At 63.0% G+C, this 15677-nt stretch carries 16 protein-coding genes; 2 read left to right on the forward strand and 14 right to left on the reverse strand.

All coding sequences use genetic code 11. The features are described from left to right. Positions 1–140 precede the first annotated feature (140 nt). Genes PY650_RS28115 through PY650_RS28125 form a run of 3 tightly spaced genes read right to left on the reverse strand, consistent with a single transcriptional unit; the run spans position 141 to position 2154 of the window. Complete coding sequence (locus PY650_RS28115; RefSeq protein WP_285882966.1) at positions 141–515, reverse strand: ATP-binding protein; 375 nt, start codon at positions 513–515, stop codon at positions 141–143. A gap of 25 nt (positions 516–540) precedes the next feature. After that, positions 541–1188 (reverse strand): alpha/beta hydrolase, encoded by a 648-nt coding sequence (locus PY650_RS28120; protein ID WP_285882967.1) that lies wholly within the window; start codon positions 1186–1188, stop codon positions 541–543. 9 nt (positions 1189–1197) lie between these two features. Then, entirely contained in the window at positions 1198–2154 is a 957-nt protein-coding gene (locus tag PY650_RS28125; protein ID WP_285882968.1) for a VOC family protein, read from the reverse strand. Positions 2155–2338: 184 nt separating this feature from the next. On the opposite strand from PY650_RS28125, the gene PY650_RS28130 reads away from it, so the two are divergent. Beyond that, positions 2339–3322, forward strand: coding sequence for a LysR family transcriptional regulator (locus tag PY650_RS28130; protein WP_285882969.1), 984 nt, complete (start codon positions 2339–2341; stop codon positions 3320–3322). A gap of 49 nt (positions 3323–3371) precedes the next feature. Here PY650_RS28130 and PY650_RS28135 read toward each other — a convergent pair whose 3' ends face one another. The 9 genes from PY650_RS28135 to PY650_RS28175 all read right to left on the reverse strand — a co-directional run bounded on the left by PY650_RS28135 (position 3372) and on the right by PY650_RS28175 (position 12775). Then, entirely contained in the window at positions 3372–4259 is an 888-nt protein-coding gene (locus PY650_RS28135; RefSeq protein ID WP_285882971.1) for an intradiol ring-cleavage dioxygenase, read from the reverse strand. A gap of 10 nt (positions 4260–4269) precedes the next feature. After that, a complete protein-coding gene (locus PY650_RS28140) occupies positions 4270–6024 on the reverse strand; it encodes an FAD-dependent oxidoreductase (RefSeq protein ID WP_285882972.1) in 1755 nt (584 codons plus the stop codon). Further along, positions 6017–7126: a branched-chain amino acid ABC transporter permease gene (locus tag PY650_RS28145; protein WP_285882973.1), complete on the reverse strand. Its 1110-nt coding sequence runs from the start codon at positions 7124–7126 to the stop codon at positions 6017–6019. Before PY650_RS28145 ends, PY650_RS28140 begins: the two co-directional genes overlap by 8 nt. A 1-nt stretch (position 7127) precedes the next feature. Then, on the reverse strand, positions 7128–7991 hold the full coding sequence (locus PY650_RS28150) for a branched-chain amino acid ABC transporter permease (protein ID WP_285882974.1): 864 nt from the start codon (positions 7989–7991) through the stop codon (positions 7128–7130). Further along, positions 7988–8698 (reverse strand): ABC transporter ATP-binding protein, encoded by a 711-nt coding sequence (locus PY650_RS28155; RefSeq protein WP_285882975.1) that lies wholly within the window; start codon positions 8696–8698, stop codon positions 7988–7990. Before PY650_RS28155 ends, PY650_RS28150 begins: the two co-directional genes overlap by 4 nt. Next, positions 8698–9417: an ABC transporter ATP-binding protein gene (locus tag PY650_RS28160; RefSeq protein WP_285882976.1), complete on the reverse strand. Its 720-nt coding sequence runs from the start codon at positions 9415–9417 to the stop codon at positions 8698–8700. The genes PY650_RS28155 and PY650_RS28160 overlap by 1 nt, the downstream gene beginning before the upstream one ends. Before the next feature lie 103 nt (positions 9418–9520). Continuing rightward, a complete protein-coding gene (locus tag PY650_RS28165; RefSeq protein ID WP_285882977.1) occupies positions 9521–10798 on the reverse strand; it encodes an ABC transporter substrate-binding protein in 1278 nt (425 codons plus the stop codon). A gap of 34 nt (positions 10799–10832) precedes the next feature. Beyond that, on the reverse strand, positions 10833–11894 hold the full coding sequence (locus PY650_RS28170) for a maleylacetate reductase (protein ID WP_285882978.1): 1062 nt from the start codon (positions 11892–11894) through the stop codon (positions 10833–10835). Further along, on the reverse strand, positions 11891–12775 hold the full coding sequence (locus PY650_RS28175) for a dioxygenase family protein (protein WP_285882979.1): 885 nt from the start codon (positions 12773–12775) through the stop codon (positions 11891–11893). Before PY650_RS28175 ends, PY650_RS28170 begins: the two co-directional genes overlap by 4 nt. A 78-nt stretch (positions 12776–12853) precedes the next feature. On the opposite strand from PY650_RS28175, the gene PY650_RS28180 reads away from it, so the two are divergent. Further along, complete coding sequence (locus tag PY650_RS28180; RefSeq protein WP_285882980.1) at positions 12854–13804, forward strand: LysR family transcriptional regulator; 951 nt, start codon at positions 12854–12856, stop codon at positions 13802–13804. A 33-nt stretch (positions 13805–13837) separates the two neighbouring features. Here the strand turns inward: PY650_RS28180 and PY650_RS28185 are convergent, their stop codons facing one another. Then, positions 13838–14440 (reverse strand): flavin reductase family protein, encoded by a 603-nt coding sequence (locus tag PY650_RS28185; RefSeq protein WP_285882981.1) that lies wholly within the window; start codon positions 14438–14440, stop codon positions 13838–13840. After that, positions 14437–15663 (reverse strand): acyl-CoA dehydrogenase family protein, encoded by a 1227-nt coding sequence (locus PY650_RS28190; protein WP_285882982.1) that lies wholly within the window; start codon positions 15661–15663, stop codon positions 14437–14439. Before PY650_RS28190 ends, PY650_RS28185 begins: the two co-directional genes overlap by 4 nt. Positions 15664–15677 lie beyond the last annotated feature (14 nt).

The raw sequence follows: 15677 nt of genomic DNA on the forward strand, positions 1-15677 counted from the left end.
TGTGGAGAGGAACGCTCTGGCGCGGGACGCAAGCCCCGCGTGAAACGAGCCTCGATGCGACAAGTCGTGGACTTGCGCGGGAAGCAGGAACCAGACAACGAGACGGCTGCCTAGCTTTAATCAGCTATGCACTGGTTTGTTTAGGTTCTGGAGAGCGGCACTCCCTGGATCATCCGCCCCGCCGCGCCGCCACGAAGATATCGAGCAACTCGATGTCCAGCGCCATTCAAGCAAGGAAGAACAAGGTCAGAAATCAAAATCAGAAGACCATCAGATCCAGCTTTTTCAATAACATAGCGAGGTGTGCATTGTGTGGTGGGATCGGGTGGACCAAGGAACTGAACGGACTCGTGACGATAGACGAAGCCGAGCTGGGCAAGTATGAAGATGCGGTCTCTTCCGACGGACGGCTGGACGGTGAAGTCAAAACCGGAAAGGGTTTTGATAGTGGCAAGCCTGCCCATCCGCAATACGGGTTTGGCCGGATTTGCAATCTTGATAGCGAACTGCGCCAAGATCCCGCCGATCAGGAGACGATGACTACCGCACCTTGCCCTCATCGCCGGCCATTGCCGAGAGCAGGTTCTCAAGCTCGGCAATCTCCTTTGCCGAAACCTCATGCCCTCGGTCTGGCAAGACGTCACAGCGCAGACTGGCCCGTGCGCGGGCCAGGGTTTCGGCAGCATCGGCGAAAGCGTCGACCGGGATCCAGGGGTCCTTATCGGAGCCGGTCAGATAAACCGGAATGCGATCGAGATCGGCAAAGGATCGATCGCATTCGGAGGTGCCAACGCGGCAACCTGTGAAATTGGCCATGGCACCCTGCCATGGCCCGTACTTCATCGCATATTCGAGCGCAAGGCAGGCGCCCTGGCTGAAGCCGCCGATCAAAAGCGGGGCCGCCTGACCCCGCCGCGACAGATCTTCGGCGATGCCGCGAACATAGGCGAGCGACGCCTCAAGCTCCATGCGCGTCGCCGGTGTCAGCGGTTCGGTGGCCCGCGCGCCGTACCAGCTGTTGCTGGCGGCCCGCGGCAACACGAAGGCCACGCCCGGAGCCTTGAGCCTGCCGATCACCTGGTCGCGCATGTCTTCGGGCGACTGGGTTCGTCCGTGGATGAAGATACAGTGGACTTGAGCCTCCTCGGGAGACGGGCCGAGGAAGAGAGGTTCGTAATGAGTCGCCATCGATGTAACTCAGAACCTTGCGGGTTCCAGGCCGGCGATCAGCTCTTCGCGGCGGTTCTCGAACCATGGCGGGAAGACGAGCGTCGTTCCGATCTTGTCCGCCGGCTCGTCGAGCGCCCAGCCGCCTTCGACCGACCAAGCGATCTCGAACAGCGCCCCGCCCGGTGAGCGGACGTAGCAGGACTTGAAGTAGTTGCGGTCTTTCTGGTCGGAGACGTCCGTGAAGCCGAGGCCCTCCAGATGCGCCTTCAGCTTAAGCTGATTTTCTTCATCGCCGGTGTTAAGGGCGAGATGATGGATGGTGCCGCCGGCAAGCGTCCAGGTTCCCTGTGGGCCGCTCGCCTCGTGCAGGACCTCGACCATGCTGCTCGGACCATTGCCGTTCGGAACAGAGAACATCAGCCCTTCATCGCTGTCGCCTTCCTTCTTCATCGACAGGCCGACCGTCAGGAAATCGTCCATCGAGGTTCGGTCGAAGACGGCAATTCCAGCGCCGTAGATGCCCTTGATGCCGTGTTCGGCGGTGACACCCTGCGCCTCGTTGACGATCGGAGGGCGGCTGTCGACGGGGCTTTCCACCAGCTCGTGCGGAATGCCGCAAGGATGCTTGAAGGCGACGCGGGTGATGCCGAAGCGCGATATCGTCTCGGCTGCGATGCCGCGGGTATTGAGGCGATCGACCCAATAGCCGGCGGCGCCGACCGGAATCGCTTGCATGATGATCTTGGACTGGTTCGTGCCACGCTTGCCGAAGACGGCGGGTTTACGGAAGGGGAAAGTGGTGATGATCGTCGAGGCTTCGCCGCCGCGCGATCCGTAGTAGAGGTGGTAGACGGGGATGACGCCGTCAAAAAGCACGGTGCGTTTGACCGAATAAAGGCCGAGCACCGTGGTGTAGAAATCGTAATCTTCCTGCACGCCGTCGGTGCAAAGGGTCAAATGATGATAGCCGCTGACAAGTGCCATCTTTCTCCTCCTGTGAAAAAACCCATTGTCTTTGGGGCGCGCGGCTCCTCCCCCGCGTTCCTCCCCAACTTTACGGTTCGCAGACACCGTCAAAACTGCGCGCCAACCGCTTAATGTTTGAAAACTATAGCCGATCCAAAACGGCTGTTGATGAGATTGTTCATAAATACTATAGCATTTTGCTATGAAGATCGTGGAACATCACCTCGTGCAACTGGCCGCCGTGATTGAAACCGGCGGCGTCACCGAAGCTGCGGCCATGCTCGGCATGACGCAATCGGCGGTATCACGAACCATTTCCATTCTCGAAAAGCGCGTCGGCGAGCCGCTGTTTGTTTCCGGCCGCCGGCCGATGCAGCCGACCCCGCTCGGCGAGCAGCTCGGCTTGCAGGGCAAGGCCATTCTGGCATCCTCGCGCAAGGCGATGGAGATCATTCGCAGCTTCAAATCCGGCTCGTTCGGGCAAGTGCGGATCGGCGGTGTGCCATTCTTCATGGATGCCGTCGTCTCGCTGATGATCGCCTCCTTCCAGCGGGACGAACCGGGCATCATGGTGCATCAGTCCTATGGCAACTATCAGGATCTGGTGAGCGAACTGGAGTCCGGCCAGATCGATCTCGCGGTGACGCCCTCGGGCTCCAGCGACCTCAGGGTCGATCAGCAATTCGAGCCGCTGCTGCCGGCGCGCAACGTTCTCGCCTGCGGCGCGGGCCATCCGCTGGTGCGAAAACGCAATCTCGCGATCGACGATATTCTCAATTACCCCTGGGTCGCTCCCTTGCCGGGCTCGCCACTGGTGCTGGATCTGCACAATATTCTGTTAACGCTCGGCATCGAGGAAGTCTCCATTCGATATGCCGGCGGCTCGTTGCTCAGCGTCATGAACTATCTGACCGGGACGGATGCGCTGGCGATCCTGCCGCTTTCGGTCGCCCACTCGTTCCGCCGGGAAAACAGGATCAGCGTCATACCGCTCGACATTCCGCAGCCGGAACGGGCGCTCGGGATCATGACAAAGAAGAAGCCTTATTCCAATCCAGCTGGGCGCAAGTTCATCGGTCACCTGAGGCGGGAGTTTTCCGAACTGCGCCGAGCGATCGAAAAGCATGAGCAGGCAATTCACTGGGCACATGGTCCGTTCATGGCAGAGCGCAAGGGTGGGGCGTGAGGGAAATCGCACCGCCCCGAACCTTTCGCGCCCCGCGGTCTAGCGAGCATCAGTGCTCGCGCGGCCGCGCGAGCACGAAGTCGTAATCGACCTCCCAGAACCAGCCCGGAAACTCCAGTTCGCGAGACCGTTGCGGGTCATCGACGCGCTTGAATTCGGCGAGCAGACTTTCCTTGACGCCGAAGACGGCGTCGGAATTGATATAAGGGTCGTGCGGATCGAAGATATGCGTCGTCAGCGTCTCGAAGCCGCCGGCCTTGATGATGAAGTGCAGGTGCGCCGGCCGGTAGGGATGGCGGCCGAGCGCCATCAGAAGCTTGCCCACCGTGCCGTCGTCCGGGATCGGATAGAATTTCGGCTTGACCGCGCGAAACCAGTAGCGCCCGTCCTCGCCCGTGCGGAAAACGCCGCGCAGATTGAAGTCCGGCTGGATACCCTTCTGTTGCACATCGTAAAAGCCTTCGTCATTGGCCTGCCAGACGTCGAGTACGGTGTTTGCGATCGGACGGCCTTTGGTGTCGAGGACGCGGCCGTGTATGACCATATCCTCGCCTTTCTGGTCGAGGCAGATGTTGCTCCCCATCGGCAGCTCCGGCGCGTCGGCGACGTGGAATGGCCCAAGCACGGTCGATTCGGAGGCTCCCGTTGGCTTGCGATTATTGATTGCATCGACCAGCATGGAGACGCCGAGCACGTCCGAAAGCAGGATGAATTCCTGCCGCCACTCGTTGCAGAGGTGGCCGGTCTGGGTCAGGAACATGATCGCCTTGAACCATTCCTCCTGGGTCGGCTCGATCTCCTTGACCGCCTCGTGCAGTTTGCGGGTGATGACGGCGATGACGTCCTTCAGGCGCTCATCGCGCGCGTTGATATTGCGACCGGTGACGACCTCCACCGAGTTCTCTTCGGTGAAAAATCCCTTTTCATGCGTTTCCATGGTTCACATCTCACAGGGCTAGAACGGATGTCAGGGCGCGGCGGAGCTCGGCGAGCGGCTCCTCCACGATGGTTTCTCGGCGCCAGCAGACGTGCTGGTCGGGCCGCACGAGAACGACGCCGCTATCGCGGACCTCGCGCTGGTTAGCCCAATCGCCGGTCAGGTCCTGCCAGTGCTGGCGCGGGCCGATGACGTGAGCTTCGATGTCGAGGCCAAGTTCGCGGCCAAGGATGCGGGCCGCTTCAGCCCAGCCCCGGCCGCCAATCCCCGTCAGCACCGTGAAACGGCCCCTACCGCAGAGATCGAGCGTCGAGGCTTTCGCGCCACCCTCGCTATAGACCCAGGCATGCGGCAGCCGCGCGCCAGGCCAAGTGGTCGGATGATAGTGCAGTTCGGCATCCCTCTCGAAGGCCGGCTCCGGCTGGCCGTCCGTCAGGATGGCATCGGAGACATAACGCTGGTTCATCTCGACGCCATGAGCGTCGAATTCATAGATCTTGGCGGCGATCGTCTTGCGGATCGCGGCACGCTGCGCTTCGGCGGCGGCCGTGTCGTCGCAGCGTGCGTCCATGTTCTGCTGCATTTTCACCGGGTCGATTGAATCGAGCAGGCCGAGCGCCTTGAATATCGGCCCGAATTCCTCGATCGACTTGTTGGCGCGGGTGACGATCTGCTTGGCGATCGGGGCGCGCTCGCGCTGATAGCTGTCGAGCAGCTTTGGCCCGGCCTTGCCCTTTAGCACATGGGAAAGTTTCCAGGCGAGGTTGAAGGCGTCCTGGATCGAGGTGTTGGAGCCGAGCCCGTTCGACGGCGGATGGCGGTGCGTGGCGTCACCCATGCAGAAGACCCGGCCCTGCTGCATCGTCGTCGCATAGAGATTGTTAACTGTCCAGGTCGAAACCGACTGGATCTCGACCTGCAGTTCATGATCGCCGACGAGATCGCGCACCACTTTGGTGGCAAAGGCGCTGTCTACCTCGGGCGCCGGCTGATTGATGTCGTAGCCCCAGACGATCAGCCATTCGTTCCATGGCCGGACCATGCGCACCAGGCCCATGCCGATGCCGCCGACATCGGCGCCGGGCTGGACCACCCAATAGAGCACCGAGGGCCGGTGAGCGACATATTTCGAAAGGTCGGCCTTGAAGAGGATATTCATCGACCCGCCGACGCCCATGCGACCCTCGAAAGTGAGCCCCGCATCCTCGGCCACCTTGGAATTGCCGCCGTCGGCGCCGATTAAATATTTCGAGCGAACGGTGAAGTCGCGGCCGGTGAGCCTGTCGCGGCAGGTGGTAATTACGCCCTCGGCATCCTGTACATGGCTTAGATATTCGGTCGACATGCGCGCCTGTGCGCCGCGCGAGCAGGCGGTCTTGAAGAGCAGCGGCTCCATGAAGGTCTGCGGCAAGTCGTTCATATGCGATGGCGAGGAAAGCAGATGCTCGGCGCGGCTCACCGGATGAGTGCCCCAACTACGCATGCGGCCGATCTCCTCACCGGCGAGCGACGTGCAGAAAACGTTCTGGCCCATCAGGTCCTGGCCTGTGGCGAAGAGATAAGCTTCCGCCTCGACGTCTTGCCCAAGGTCGCGCAGAACCTCCATCGTGCGCTGGTTGGTGATGTGCGCGCGTGGCGTGTTGGCAAGCCAGCGATAGCGGTTGATGACCATGGTCTCGACCCCGTCTGTGGCAAGCAGCGCTGCACAGGCCGAGCCGGCGGGGCCCGTGCCTATGATCAGAACGTCGGTGTTGATATCAGCCATGCGGCCCTCCTTTGGTGCTCTTGATCGATGGTCCGCCGGACAGGATGCGGCGGACGGGGAAAAGCTGAAGCCCTGTGCGCTCGGCAAAAAGGCCCCACAATCCCCGCGGGGCGAACAGCATGATGGCGATGCCGAGAAAACCGAGGACGAGCAGATACCAGGAGCCGTAATCGGCAAACAGGTTCTGCAGGATGAAGAAGACGATCACGCCGACGATCGGCCCCTCGATGGTGCCAATTCCGCCGATGACCACGATGAATATCACATAGGCCGTCCAGTCGGTGACCGAGAAGGCGGCGTCCGGCGAGATGCGGGCCTTCTGCAGGTAGATGAGCGCACCGGTGAGACCGGTGACGAACGCGGCAGCAAGATAGACGGCGAATTTGACGCGGTTCGGGTCTATCCCGACCGAGCGGGCGGCCTCGCGATTGTCGCGCACGGCGGCAAGGCCGAGCCCCTGCTTGGAGCGCAGCAGCCGATAGGCGGCGCCGATCGTGGCGCAGGCAAGGAAGATTGCCAGCCAATAGCACACCATGTCGGCGGCCTGTGCCGGCCGCACGCCGAACCATTCTGCAACCAAGTGAACACCGGGCAGCTCGCGCGTGACGCCAGAGGGCAGCGACGTGCCCGTACCGCCGCCGAGCGCCTTCCACTGCGCCAATATGAGCCGCACCACCTCGGCGATCACCCAAGTGCCGATCGCGAAATAGGCGCCGTGAAGGCGGAAGACGAAGAAAGCGGTCGGCACCGACAACGCCATTGCGGCAAGGCCGCCGAGCAAGATCGCGATGACGGGATTCATGCCGCTGAGGATGACGCAGGCGGTCATCATATAAGCGCCGAAGCCGACGAAGGCCTGCTGACCGACTGAAACCAGTCCGGCGTAGCCGGCGAGGAGGTTCCAGCTTTGCGCCAATGTCAGCATGGTCAGAATGAAAAACAGGTCCTGCAATGCCGCGCGGCCGACGAAGAAGGGGGCAGCGATGCCGGCGGCAAGGACGGCGGCAACGAGCAACGCCGAAACGGACGAGGTGCGGTTGCGCGTAGTAACCGTCCAGCCGATCGAGGCCGCGGGCGAAGAAGAAAGGGTTTCGTGCGCCATCTCAGTCCACCACCCTTGGGAAAAGCCCGCGCGGCCGCACCAGCAGCACGAGAAGAAAGGCCACATGGCCCGCCAGGATCTGCCATTCGGGATTGACGGCAGCCCCAACCGTCTGGGCCACGCCGATGATCACGCCGCCGGCAAGCGTACCCCAGAAAGAGCCGAGCCCGCCGATGATGACCGCCTCGAAGGCATAGATCAGCCGCGCCGGCCCCATGGTCGGGTCGAAATTGGCGCGCGTGCCCAGAAAGAGCGCGGCGATCGTCACCACGACCATGGCAAGCCCCATTGCGGTCGCGAAGATGCGGTCGGCACGAATGCCCATGAGGCCGGCCGTTGCGCGGTCGTCCGAGGTCGCACGGAAGGCGCGCCCAATGCTCGTGCGATAGAAGACGAGGTTGAGGGCGACGATGACGCCGACGGCCGACAGGAAGGTGAGGAGCGACATAGTCCCGACGCTGACCGGACCGAACCCAAGGGACGCGCTTTCGAGCGCGCCGACGGAGACGCGGCGGCTATCGGCGGAAAAGCCCTGCAGAAGCGCGTTCTGGATGACAACCGACAGGCCGAAGGTGACGAGCAGCGGCGGCAGGATGTCGTCGCCGATCGTGCGGTTGAGCACAAGGAACTGCAGCGCCCAGCCGACCACAAACATGACCGGCAGGGCGACGAGGGCCGCGACGAAGGGATTGAGGCCGAGCGCGCTGACGAGCACCAAAAGGAGAAAAGCGGCCAGCACGATGAGATCGCCATGCGCCAGGTTGACCAGCCGCATGATGCCGAAGACGAGGCTCAGGCCGGCTGCAAATAGCGCATAGAGCCCGCCAAGCAGAATTCCCTGCACGATCGTGTCGAGCCAGTTCATGTCGCGTGCGCTCCGAAATAGGCCGAATGGATTTCGGCGCGGCTGACCGTGGCGGGAGTGCCAGTAAGCGTCACGCGCCCCTCCATCATGCAATAGAGCCGGTCGACCACCTTCAGTGCCTGGCCGATGTCCTGCTCGACGATGACGATGGAGGCGCCCTCGGCGCGGATCTTCGGGAAGGCGGCGTAGATGTCGCGGATCACCACCGGCGCCAGACCAAGGCTGAGCTCGTCGCACAGCAGCACCTTCGGGTTGGACATCAGCGCCCGGCCGATCGCCACCATCTGTTGCTGGCCGCCAGACAGCGCCGTGCCGGGGCTGTTGCGGCGCTCTTTCAGGATCGGAAACAGGTCGTAGACCGTCTCCAGGGACCAGGCGCCCCTGGCAGCGCGGCCGTATTTGCCGATCAGCAGGTTTTCTTCGACGCTGAGCGAGGGAAAAAGCTTGCGGCCCTCCGGCACCATGGCAATGCCGAGCGCCATGACTTCCGGTGCCGACAGCGCGCCGATCGCGCGGCCCTCGAAGCGGACCTGGTGGGCCTCGTTGGCGAGCATGCCGGAAATCGAGCGCATCAGCGTCGACTTGCCAGCGCCGTTTGCGCCGATGATTGCCAGCGTCTCGCCGCTCTCGAGCGCGATGTCCACGCCGAAGAGTGCCTGGAAATCGCCGTAAAAGGCCGCAAGTCCTTGTGTTTCGAGAAGGGCCATCAGACGTCGATCCCCAGATAGACCTGCCGCACCGCCTTCGATTCCATGATCTCGGCCGGTTGTCCGATACCGATCACTTTGCCAAAATTGAGCACCAGCAACCGGCTTACCACCGAGGTCAACGCGTGCAGCACATGCTCGACCCAGACGATCGCGGTGCCGGCGGCGCTGATCGAGCGGATCGTCTCAACCAGCTCGCCGCACTCGCCCTCCGTCAGACCGCCGGCGATCTCGTCGAGCAGCAGCACTTTCGGATCGGTCGCGAGCGCGCGAGCGAGCTCCAGCCGCTTGCGTTCCAACAAGGCGAGACTGCCGCCCAGCTGGTTGGCGCGGGAAATCAGACCGGTGCGCACCAGGATATTGGCACAGCGCTCCGATACCTCCTTCTCGGTCTTGCGCGATCCGTAAGCGGCGGCGACCAGAAGGTTTTCGAAAACGGTGAGGTGCTGGAATGGCTGCGGGATCTGGAAGGTGCGGCCGATGCCGGCAAGGCAGCGCGCCATCGGCGGCTGACGCGTGACATCGGCACCGCCATAGAGAATGCGGCCGGAATCGACGCGGAGATTGCCGGCAATCATGTTGAAGAGCGAGGATTTGCCAGCGCCGTTGGGGCCGATGATGCCGAGCGCCTCCCCCTCCTCCAACGCAAAGGAAACGCTGTCGGCGACCTTCAGCGCACCGAAGCTTTTCGAGACGTCTTTAAGGGCAAGTATGGCCATCGTCTTCCTCTGGGCTCGGGGTTGCGGGAAATTATTCTCCATCGGATGGAGGACGGGCCTCCACCCGCCTGTCATGGGCGCGGCGCATGGCAAGCGCCATGTGTCAGAAAACCGGCTCCATCTTGCCGCCAGTCGGTATCATCGGCGCGGTGCGGTTTTCGGTGATGACGAGATCGTAACCGCCGCCATCCTTCAGCCGCCACTGGCCGCCGACGAGCGGGGTCTTGGCGATATTCTTGGCGGCAAACGGCGGGACATTGGCACCGTCCCAGGCCACTGGCCCGACTATCGTGTCGAGTTTGGTGGCGGCGATCGCCTTGACGACGGCGTCGCCATCGGTCGCGCCAGCGCGCTTCATCACGTCGACGGCGAGCTCGAACAGCGCATGCGCGAAGCCGATCGGCTGCGTCCAGGGCCGGCCAGTGGCCTTGGAAAAGCCAATAGCGAGCTCGGCGGCGCTTTCTCCCGTCAGCGACGACTTGAACGGATGGCTCGGCGACCACCAAACCTCGCAGGAGAGATTGTGGCCGGTCTTGCCCAGCGCCTCCACCGCCTGCGGGAAAAGGATTGCCTTGCCGATCGAGGCGATCTTCGGCTTGAGGCCTTGCTGCTTGGCCTGGTTCCAGAAGGTTGTGAAGTCCGGCGGGATCATGACGCCCGTGACGATCTCGCAGTTGCCGGACTTGAAGGCGTTGATCTGAGCGGAGAAATCGTCCGTCAGGTTCTGATAGCGACCGGGATCGTTGAGCGTGTAGCCGCTCTTTTCGAGAACCGGCGGGAAGCCGACGGCCTTGTCACCCCAGGCATTGCCGTCGCCGTCGTTGGGGTAGAGGCCGCCGACCTTCTTGTTGGTGTCGATCTGCTGCCACATGTTGGTATAGACGGCAATGACGTCTTCCAGACCCCAGAAGAAATGGAAGGCATGATTGAACGGCTTCCACGAGGAAGGGTTGCCGGGATTAGCCTGCTGGCCGATGAACCACGGCTGCCAGGGGGCGGCCGTCGAGATGCAGGGCACCTCTTCCGCCTCGCAAGTGGTGGCCACCGGATTGGTCGTCTCCGGGGTCGAGGCAACCAGCATGAGATTGACCTCGTCGTCGACGATCAGCTCCTTGGCGACTTCGGCGGCGCGGTTCGGGTTCGACTGGCTATCCTTGACGACCACTTCGAAATTGAGGCCCGCGGCCTTGGTCTTGGCCAGGAAGCCGTCGACAATGAATTTGTCGGCTTCGGCGAAGGCGGCGAGCGGGCCGGTCTGCGGGCTGACATAGCCGAGCTTGATCGCCGCGCCCTTGGCGACGGCGGGCATGGAAAGCCCGGATGTCGCCGCGAGCGCCCCGGTCGCGGCCGCGGTTTTCAGCAGGTCACGTCTTTTAAACATTCTGGTTTCCTCCTCCCAAAGTAAACTCAGTTCCTCAAAGCGGCGGTCGTTCCCCCGACCACGCTTTCTGAAGCAGCGCGCGGATCGATTTAACGTCGAAAGGACGCGGATTGGCGTAAGGATTGCGCGTCGCGATCTCGGCGGCGCGATCGAGATCGGTTTCCGTAAGCCCGAAATCCCTGAGTGCCAGTGGCGAGCCGACGGACTTGGCGAAATCGTAGAGAGCCCGGCCCGGCGTGCCCCCGAAAATGTCGCCGATCGGCGCGAGCAACTCGGGCACGGCGGCAGCATTGAAGCCGATGGTGTGCGGCAGCATGACGGCATGGGTCTCGGCATGCGGCGTGTCGAAGCTGCCGCCTAGGGTGTGACAGATCTTGTGATGCAGTGACATGGTGGTTTGACCGAGCACGGTGCCGCAGAGCCAGGCGCCGTAGAGCGCTTTTGCGCGTGCATCAGCATCCCTCGGCGTCTTGACGATCACCGGCAGTGCCGCGCAAATCGCCCGCATGCCCTCGACCGCCATCATCGTCGTAATCGGATTGCGGTCGTTGGCATAAAGACCTTCGGCGGCATGCGCGATGGCGTTGAGACCGCTCGTTACACTCATGTGAACCGGCAGGCCGAGCGTCAGCTCGGGATCGTAAATCACCACTTCCGGCACGATCTTCGGACTTAGCACCGTGGTCTTGATACCGCCTTCGGTCTGGCCAAGGATTGGCGTCACTTCGGAGCCGGCATAGGTGGTGGGCACGACGACCTGGGGAATGTCGGTGCGATAGGCCATCGCCTTGCCAAGCCCGGTCGTCGAACCGCCGCCGAGAGAAACCACGCAGTCGGCCTCAAGTTCAGCGGCGCGGGCGAGCGCCCTTTCGGTGACATCGATGGGCGTGTGCATCGTCGCACCCGCAAAGGTGCCTGCAGCAAGGCCACCGAGACGCTGAGCCAGCGCTTCGCCATCAGCCGCCTGCTGCGGCGTCGTCAGCACCAGCGCCCGCCGGCATCCGAGGGCCTCGACCCACTTCGCGACGCCGGCGCTCGCCCCCGGGGCGAAGACGACGCGCGTCGAATGCGGTTGATAGGAAAAATTCAACGTCATGCCGACCTGCGCTCCTTACGGGCCCGTACCATCACGAAGGTGAAATCCAAGGACCAGCGTCGTTCGCCCTTGGCGGCGGCTCCCGCATCCGCGCCATCAGCGGGCCGGAAGCTGCCAATCAGTTCCTGCTTGACGCCGAACAGCGCGTCTTCGCCAAGATAAGGATCGCGGCCGTCGTAGACATGGGTGCTGATCGTCTCGAAGCCGGGGGCTGTGATGACGAAATGCAGATGCGCCGGGCGCCGGAGCGGATAGCCGATCGCGTGCAACATCCGCCCCACCGGCCCGTCGCAGGGCACCGCATAACCGCCCGGCCTGACCGTCCTGTAATAGAAGGCGCCGTCCGCATCGGTGGTGAAGACGCCGCGCAGGTTGAATTCCGGCTGCAGATCCGGCTCCTGGTTCTCGTAGAGTCCTTGCGCATTGGCTTGCCATGTCTCCACCGTCGCGCCGGAAACCGGATATCCGTCGAGATCGATGACGCGGGTGGTGACCGCAAGCGGCTCGCCGATACCGTCAAGCGAGATCGTGGCGCCGAGAGGAACCCGTGGGGCGTCGGCGCGGTAGAACGGTCCGCGCACGGTGTTTGGTGTCGCGCCCTTCGGCCGGCGCGTGTTGATCTCTTCCACCAGCGCGGTGACGCCGAGAAGATCCGACAGCAGCACCCATTCCTGCCGCCTGTGATCGCTCGCATGACCGACTTCGGTGAGGAATTCGATAGCGCGCCGCCAGTCGGCGGCGGTGGGGCGCGTTTCCCGGATTGCCTGATGCAGGTGCCCGATCAGGGCGACCAGAAAGGCCGGTAGCGGACCGGTGCATTTCGCCAACCTCTCCGCCACGAGCGCAGCCGAATCAGCTTCTGTGAAAGACATGGTCGTCATGGTTTCTCCTCACCCATACCTTAACAGGCCGCACGTAGCACTTGATGATTTTTCTCCAATTTAATATGCCTAATTGCTATGAAGATGGATGAACGCCATTTGATCCAGCTCGCCGCCGTGGTGCAGGCGGGCGGCGTCACGGAAGGCGCGGCCCTGCTCGGGCTCACGCAGCCGGCGGTCTCGCGCACGCTCGCCATGCTGGAAAAACGGCTCGGCGAACCGCTTTTCGTGAAAGGCCGCCGACCGCTGCAGCCGACACCGCTCGGCCGGGCGCTCGCCGATCACGGCCAGGCCATGCTGACGGCGGCGCGCAAGGCCTCGTTGCTTGTCGACGGTTTTCGCCACGGCCGCACGGGCGTAGTGCGTGTCGGCGGCACGCCCTTCTTCATGGACGCGCTGATCTCCGGCATGGTCGCCGAATTTCAAAATTCCGTTCCCGACGTGCGCGTCGAACAGAGTTACGGCTATTTGCCGGACCTTCGCGCGGCCATCAACGCCGACCGCATCGACCTTGCCATTTGTCCCATCGACGTGCTCGAGGAAGGCTCCGGCATGCGCTTCCAGGAACTGCTTCCCGGCCGTAATGTCGTCGCCTGCCGCGTCACGCATCCGCTCCGCTTGCGGCGCAAGCTCGCGCCCGCAGAACTGCTCGACTATCCCTGGATCGCCCCTCCCCCCGGCAGCCCGTTGTTCCAAGACCTGCACAGCCTCGTCCTCTCACTCGGCGCCACCGAGGCGAAGATCCGCTATTCCGGCGGCTCGCTTGCCAGCGCGATCAACTACATGAAGGCGAGCGATGCGCTGACCATCCTGCCGCACAGCGTTGTCTTTGCCTATCGCAACGAAAAGGCGATCACGGCGCTGCCGGTCAACATCCCCCATCCAGAACGGGCGCTCGGTCTCCTGCGGCGCACGGAGGAGATCCGTTCGCCTGCAGCCGAGGCGTTTTCGGCCCACATCCGCAAGAGCTTCGAAAACCTCAAGCACCTGATCAAGCGCCACGAGCAATCGGTGATCTGGAGCCTTTAAAGTGAGCTCCTCCCCTCACGGGGTTAAGGCACCTTAAAATGTCGCCGAATCGTCCGGCCACAGAAAAAGCGGCGCGCGGCCGGTATCTGCAACTGGTTTCAGGCCATGCCAGGCGCGATTGGCGTAGATGAGAGCGTCGTCGCGGTGGGCGGTGAGCGCATCGGGCGAAGCCTCCAGAAGCTCGGCGGCGACAAGGCAGGCCCCGGGGACGGGAAACAAGCCGCTGATCGCGGCGCGAAACCACAGCCCGACATCGGGATAATGCGGCTCGCCGGTTTCAAGCCGCGCCGAGCGGACGTCCGGTCCAAAGCGATCCTTGCCGGGGGTTGCACAGAGCCGGGCGAGATCCATGTCCCGGCGGCGCACGAAATGCACCACCACTGTTTTCGCCCGGCGCACCGCATGCGCGCTGGAGGAATTGTCCGACAAAGAGAAAGCGACCGTTGGCGGCGAGGCGCTGACGGAGATCAGCGAGCTGACCGTCAAAGCCACCGGCCCGTCGCCCGGATCGGCGGTGATGACGGCGACGCCCGCCGGATGGTGACGGAAGGCTGTCATGAACGCTTCCGCCATGCGGACGTCGCCGGCACCGAGGGCCGCCGGAACGGCCCCTTGTTGCTCTAGACGCCCGGTCATTTCTTCTCGACCAAGTCGTAGAACTGCCAGACGCGGTCGCTCCAAAGTCCGCCGATCTCGCGGCCGGCGGCTCCCACGATGTTGGTGTTGATCGTGAAATGGTTGGCCGCCACTAGCATCTCGCGGTAGGTGCGCTGCATCACGCCGTTTCGAAGTGAAGCGCCACCGGCGGCGCGATAGACGAAATGGCAGGCGTCGACGCCTGCTTCGTGCACTTCCGACTTGGCGAGATGCACGAGGGTGATTTGGCGCGTTGAAACGCGCTTACCCGTTTCGATCGAGGCCTCGACGTCGCGCCAGACCTCGAACAGGAAGGCGCGGGCGGCGCGCACGCGCGCTTCCGCGCGGCCGTAGTCGAACCAGAACTTGTCACTCTCGCCGAGCATGCCAGCGCGGCCGGTCTTGGTCACGGCGAACTTGGCCATCTCGTCGAGCATGCGGCGGGATGCGCCGATCGCCCAACCCGAGTGGCCGATGGCCGCCAGCCCAACGACGCCGAGGCTGAAGAATTCCTTTTGGCGCTGCGGCTCGGCGGTCATGATCGGGAAAACCATGTCATCGGCGATGAAGACGTCCTTGGCGTCATAGTCGATGCTGCCGGTTCCTTGGAGACCCAACACGCTCCAGTTGCCGAGAAGCCCATGCTCGCCGACAGGCGCGTGGGCGCACAGCACGATGACGTTACCGTTTTCGTCCTTGGTGGGTTGGCCGTTGCCGTCGTCGAGCAGCGCGGCCGTGTGGGTGAAGGTGGCGTGGTGAATGCCGCTCGCATAGGACCACTTGCCGTTCAAGAGATAGCCGCCATCGACCTTCTTCAACATGCCGGTCGGTGTGCCCTGACCGGAGAAACGGTTGTCCCTGTCGCCGCCGAACAGGCGCGCAATGGCGCTGTCGGGCAGGAAGGCCGCCGACATGGCGCCGATGCAGGCATGGACCATAGACACCCAGCCGGCAGCGCCGCTGTGATAAGTGATCGCCTCGATCAGCTGCAATCCTTGCGTCGGCGACAGCTGTGCGCCGCCGATCTCTTCGGCGGCGAAGATATGTGACATGCGCAGTGGTTTAAGCGCCTCGAAGGTGGCCTCGTTCAGCTTGCCGAGTTCTTCGGTGGCCGTGGCGTTTTCCTCCAGGATGGGGCCGATCTTGCGGACGTGCTCAAGAAGCTCGGCAAGATTCGTCTTCGTGCCCCAATAGCCGGCGCTGTGTTTCAAAGGTGCGTTCATGTCTGTTCCTCCTG

It is taken from the genome of Martinezella calliandrae (genome assembly GCF_030272695.1).
Classification (GTDB): domain Bacteria; phylum Pseudomonadota; class Alphaproteobacteria; order Rhizobiales; family Rhizobiaceae; genus Rhizobium; species Rhizobium calliandrae.

Bases quoted from the DNA above. Each gene is read 5' to 3' on its own strand.
- PY650_RS28120 (WP_285882967.1), bottom strand. From the start codon at position 1,188: ATGGCGACTCATTACGAACCTCTCTTCCTCGGCCCGTCTCCCGAGGAG.
- PY650_RS28125 (WP_285882968.1), bottom strand. From the start codon at position 2,154: ATGGCACTTGTCAGCGGCTATCATCATTTGACCCTTTGCACCGACGGC.
- PY650_RS28130 (WP_285882969.1), top strand. From the start codon at position 2,339: ATGAAGATCGTGGAACATCACCTCGTGCAACTGGCCGCCGTGATTGAA.
- PY650_RS28135 (WP_285882971.1), bottom strand. From the start codon at position 4,259: ATGGAAACGCATGAAAAGGGATTTTTCACCGAAGAGAACTCGGTGGAG.
- PY650_RS28140 (WP_285882972.1), bottom strand. From the start codon at position 6,024: ATGGCTGATATCAACACCGACGTTCTGATCATAGGCACGGGCCCCGCC.
- PY650_RS28145 (WP_285882973.1), bottom strand. From the start codon at position 7,126: ATGGCGCACGAAACCCTTTCTTCTTCGCCCGCGGCCTCGATCGGCTGG.
- PY650_RS28150 (WP_285882974.1), bottom strand. From the start codon at position 7,991: ATGAACTGGCTCGACACGATCGTGCAGGGAATTCTGCTTGGCGGGCTC.
- PY650_RS28155 (WP_285882975.1), bottom strand. From the start codon at position 8,698: ATGGCCCTTCTCGAAACACAAGGACTTGCGGCCTTTTACGGCGATTTC.
- PY650_RS28160 (WP_285882976.1), bottom strand. From the start codon at position 9,417: ATGGCCATACTTGCCCTTAAAGACGTCTCGAAAAGCTTCGGTGCGCTG.
- PY650_RS28165 (WP_285882977.1), bottom strand. From the start codon at position 10,798: ATGTTTAAAAGACGTGACCTGCTGAAAACCGCGGCCGCGACCGGGGCG.
- PY650_RS28170 (WP_285882978.1), bottom strand. From the start codon at position 11,894: ATGACGTTGAATTTTTCCTATCAACCGCATTCGACGCGCGTCGTCTTC.
- PY650_RS28175 (WP_285882979.1), bottom strand. From the start codon at position 12,775: ATGACGACCATGTCTTTCACAGAAGCTGATTCGGCTGCGCTCGTGGCG.
- PY650_RS28180 (WP_285882980.1), top strand. From the start codon at position 12,854: ATGAAGATGGATGAACGCCATTTGATCCAGCTCGCCGCCGTGGTGCAG.
- PY650_RS28185 (WP_285882981.1), bottom strand. From the start codon at position 14,440: ATGACCGGGCGTCTAGAGCAACAAGGGGCCGTTCCGGCGGCCCTCGGT.
- PY650_RS28190 (WP_285882982.1), bottom strand. From the start codon at position 15,663: ATGAACGCACCTTTGAAACACAGCGCCGGCTATTGGGGCACGAAGACG.